Source organism: Brunnivagina elsteri CCALA 953, from assembly GCF_002289455.1.
Taxonomy (GTDB): Bacteria; Cyanobacteriota; Cyanobacteriia; order Cyanobacteriales; family Nostocaceae; genus Brunnivagina; species Brunnivagina elsteri.
The window spans coordinates 1-4,003 of sequence record NZ_NTFS01000512.1 but is presented as its reverse complement, the minus strand read 5'-3'; the positions used below and the strand labels follow the sequence as shown (position 1 = coordinate 4,003).

Below are 4,003 nucleotides of genomic sequence, written 5' to 3'. Positions count from 1 at the left end.
GCGTTCGCGTTTAATTTCCCTTTACTTTCTCATGATTTATTTATCTTTCTTGGAAGAATAAAAACTGGGATGTACCCGGAACTGGTCCTCTTAAATGTGCCGCAGCCATTAAACCAGATAAGGTTATTTTCACATTTTTTGACTTACCATTATCATTAAATTTACGTTGCTGACCAAGATACTCATTTACCGATTTTCGACGTTGTTTAAGCAGATAATTAATATCCTGCCAATACACTGCAAAAGCTTCACGAATTGCAGCTTCTTGAACCTCTGGTGAATTTAATAACTTAGTTTTACTATCAATTCCCCGTTTATTCGTCCAAGTACCACGCCAGTAATTTTTATCAGCACCATTACCGTAATATACCTTAGCTTTATAGTAACCAAGACGAATTAATAATATTTCTGCAAACTGGTATTTACCAAGAAAACCTAATTCTGGATTCTCAAATTTATACTGACTATTATCACCTGTTTTCCTCCCAGTTTCTCTTTCTCCCAGCGCATTCAACATCTCTTGCAGCTTACCTTTACTTTTATAATTCTGGCTTTGGGAAATAATTATTTCACCAGATAGCAAGGAATTAGAGGAATAACTAATATTTTATTAGTCAAACTATTACTTTCTGGAATCGAACTTGGGAAAATTAATGAATCACCAACATTAAAGAATAATTGCGAGGCTACGAGTAAGAAGTAATACATATTTCATGTAAGACGAGAGAATACACTTAATTCTAATAAAATATTATAATCATTTTCTTATGAATATTTTTATACCAATAAAACATCCCGTATCGCCGCCTCTCTTCCTTCGTCTTCAAGAAAAGTAAAGTTTGCAGAGAGCAAGATATGCGATTCTAGATACAGTCAACAAAATAAAAGAAGTTTTAATAATAATCATGCAAGAGCGAAAACCAACAGCAGTAATCACAGGAGCTTCATCCGGAGTCGGCTTGTACACAGCAAAAGCCCTTGCCAAAAAAGGATGGCATGTAGTTATGGCTTGTCGCGATGTCCGCAAAGCTGGAGAAGCTGCCCAAGCTGTGGGAATGCCCCAGGGAAGCTATAGCATCATGCAAATCGACTTAGGAGACTTGGAAAGCGTTCGCCGATTTGCGAGGGAATTTAGAGCAAGCGGTAAGTTCCTGAATGCTTTATTATGCAATGCCGCTATCTACATGCCTTTGATTAAGGAACCTTTACGGAGTCCAGAAGGCTATGAATTGACAATGGCTACCAACCATCTGGGTCATTTTTTGCTGTGTAACCTGATGCTGGAGGATTTGAAAAACTCCCCAATGGCAGACAAACGACTGGTGATTTTAGGAACCGTTACCCACAACCCCGATGAACCAGGTGGAAAAGTCTATCCCCGTCCCGATTTAGGCAAATTTGAAGGCTTTGAAGCTGGGTTTAAAGAACCAATTTCGATGGTTGATGGGAAGAAATTTGAACCCGTAAAAGCTTACAAGGATAGTAAAGTTTGTAACGTGTTAACCATGCGTGAACTACACAGACGTTTCCACGATTCCACCGGAATTACCTTTACCTCTCTCTATCCCGGATGCGTTGCTGATACACCTCTATTCCGCAATCACTACCCCTTGTTCCAAAAACTCTTCCCCTTGTTCCAAAAGTACATAACCAAGGGTTACGTATCCCAGGAGTTATCAGGGGAACGTGTGGCATCAGTAATTGCCGACCCAGAATTTAAACAATCTGGTGCATATTGGAGTTGGGGAAATCGCAATAGCCAAGAACGCAAAGCATTTGTCCAAAGAGTCTCTTCCCAGGCACGTGACGACGAAAAAGCAGTTCGTATGTGGGAATTAACAGCGAAATTAGTGGGAATTGCAGACGAAGTTGGAGTTGCTGCTGCTGCGAGCGATCGCACGGCATAAGGAACTTGCAGAAAATATAACATCCCAACTGATAGATTTATCTATCACTCGTAAGTTAAGGGTGGGAAAACCCCACCCCTACAACGATTTGTATTCTCTAATTCTTTAATAATATGGTGTTGGGTTAATGGTTTGAATGTTGTTTAACACCGTATAATTACCAGATTTTATTAATAGGGTAAGCGTCAAAAATCCCGTCGATACTTAATAAAGGCATCTTCTCAAAAATTGCTTGAGCAATTAAAATTCTGTCAAAAGGGTCGCGATGGTGATTTGGTAAACTATCTAAAGTGTAGATATGACTTAATTCAATAGGTAAAATTTGTAACCCATTAGTTTGCTTTTGAGTTTCTATTAGTTCAGGTAATGGCAAGTCAAGATTTAGTTTGCCAAGCTGATATTTAGTTTGTATTTCCCAGACGCTAGCAATGCTTAAAAATAAATTATTATCTGCATCAGATAACAAATTTATTATTTTCTCCGATAATCTGCTAGGACTGATAGAGAACCAAATCAATGTATGAGTATCTAGTAAAACATTCATGACTCACCCAACCAAAATTCATCTGGTAAAGGTTCATTAAAGTCGTCTGACATCCATCCCATTCCCTCATGTAACCCTGCAACACGTGGTTTTTTAATCTTTTCTTTCGTTTCTTGAGGTTGATTATACTTCTGTGCCAAAAACTCGACAAAATCCAGTACCTGCTGTTGTTGTTCAGGTGCTAGATTTTGCAGCTTGGTAATTACTTCTGAAGTGGTATCTATAACTTGGGAAGTCATCTTTACTTCTCCTTTTGTGTATAGCTATATCTTACTCAGAATTTTGAACTTACTTTGATAACTGCCAAAGTTGAATTTCATAACAAAGATGATTATCAAAAATTTCCTTTGCTTCCAACCCCTCAACAATGAGTTTTTCCAACCAACGTTTAAATGCCCAACTTCCGAGTGCATGGATTGGTGGAACGGCAATCTTCACAACATCAGCAATATACTTAATAGTTGTCAATCCAAAAGTGCGGAAATTCTCAATACTCAAATCAATCGTTGGTGCGATCGCATCAGAAATGTCCTCAGTTTTAACTAAATTAAAACCAGCTTTTTCCAGAGCAGTTTTTAACTCGCTAACTACATGACAATTGGAAAAAATACCCTCTTTATATTCACCATTCGAGCGCATCATATCCGCCATTAACAGGTAGCCACCATTACTAAGTAAAGTAGCTGCACCTTGGGCTAAATCATCAACAGAAACATATTGACTGCTTTCACTGAACAAGAGTAAATCGTACTGCTTTGACGATTTAAAATCTTCAAACCTGGTTAAATGGAAGGTTACTTTACCCTGGGTATTCTGAATAAATTTTTCTTCTTGGATTTCATCAGGTGCTAATCCCTCAACCGCAAAACCGCGATCGCGCAAATATACTGCGTTCCCTCCAACACCACAACCAACATCGAGAATCGTATTTACTCCCTCTGGAAGAAAGCTGAAAAGCTTCTCAGTATAAGCTGCTTGAGCCGTACGCAAGCGAGTAATATTTAATTCCTCTCCCGGTTTCGGTAGTGGCTCCCAATACCCGTAATGGAGATAGGAAGAACCTGTTATTCCCATGTAGTAATCTATCGCAGCATTTTGGTAGCGAGTCGGTTTAGGAATTTGAGTCGATTTTGGTTTCTGCATTTCGGGTTGGGTTAATAGATTTGTATATTACTAGTGATATTTTCAGGAAATAATTCAGTTTGTTTATTGAATTGAATCCGATTATTTTAGCTGTGGTTTGGTTTTGGGATTATCTGCAAGCATTGTACAATCAGAGGACACAAAATATCCCAAATAGTTTCTCGGTTTGATACAAATAAAATTGACTACTGAGCTAGACTTCTACAGAGCCAATCAGTAAACGCACTGTTCTGTCTGAGGTTAAGAGGTTGTTTGAAAAGTCTTCTTCTATGTCATGCTGTAGCTTGCTACTTACAGAAGCCGCTTGCGCGTCTACCCGCAGGGTGGAACGTAGGCGAAAGACTTCCCGTTTCCCGTTCGCGTTTCGCGTTCCGTTGGCGTAGCCGCACTCTTAGGGCTAGGTAGGGTA

Annotated in this window: 5 protein-coding genes; 1 reads left to right on the top strand and 4 read right to left on the bottom strand. The window is 39.0% G+C overall.

Features of this window, described 5'->3' with window-relative positions:
- Positions 1 to 40 precede the first annotated feature (40 nt).
- Positions 41 to 583, bottom strand: coding sequence for a hypothetical protein (locus CK510_RS27440; RefSeq protein WP_211293322.1), 543 nt, complete (start codon positions 581 to 583; stop codon positions 41 to 43).
- Between the two features lie 319 nt (positions 584 to 902).
- Between CK510_RS27440 and CK510_RS27435 the strand changes: the two genes are divergently transcribed.
- A complete protein-coding gene (locus tag CK510_RS27435; RefSeq protein ID WP_095724672.1) occupies positions 903 to 1,907 on the top strand; it encodes a protochlorophyllide reductase in 1,005 nt (334 codons plus the stop codon).
- Between the two features lie 157 nt (positions 1,908 to 2,064).
- Here the strand turns inward: CK510_RS27435 and CK510_RS27430 are convergent, their stop codons facing one another.
- The 3 genes from CK510_RS27430 to CK510_RS27420 are packed head-to-tail and all read right to left on the bottom strand — an operon-like array spanning position 2,065 to position 3,594.
- Positions 2,065 to 2,451, bottom strand: coding sequence for a type II toxin-antitoxin system VapC family toxin (locus tag CK510_RS27430; protein WP_095724671.1), 387 nt, complete (start codon positions 2,449 to 2,451; stop codon positions 2,065 to 2,067).
- Positions 2,448 to 2,690 carry a type II toxin-antitoxin system VapB family antitoxin gene (gene vapB, locus CK510_RS27425; RefSeq protein WP_095724670.1) on the bottom strand — a complete coding sequence of 81 codons (243 nt, stop codon included), beginning with the start codon at positions 2,688 to 2,690 and terminating at the stop codon, positions 2,448 to 2,450. The genes CK510_RS27430 and vapB overlap by 4 nt, the downstream gene beginning before the upstream one ends.
- A gap of 49 nt (positions 2,691 to 2,739) precedes the next feature.
- On the bottom strand, positions 2,740 to 3,594 hold the full coding sequence (locus CK510_RS27420; RefSeq protein WP_095724669.1) for a class I SAM-dependent methyltransferase: 855 nt from the start codon (positions 3,592 to 3,594) through the stop codon (positions 2,740 to 2,742).
- Between the last annotated feature and the right edge of the window lie 409 nt (positions 3,595 to 4,003).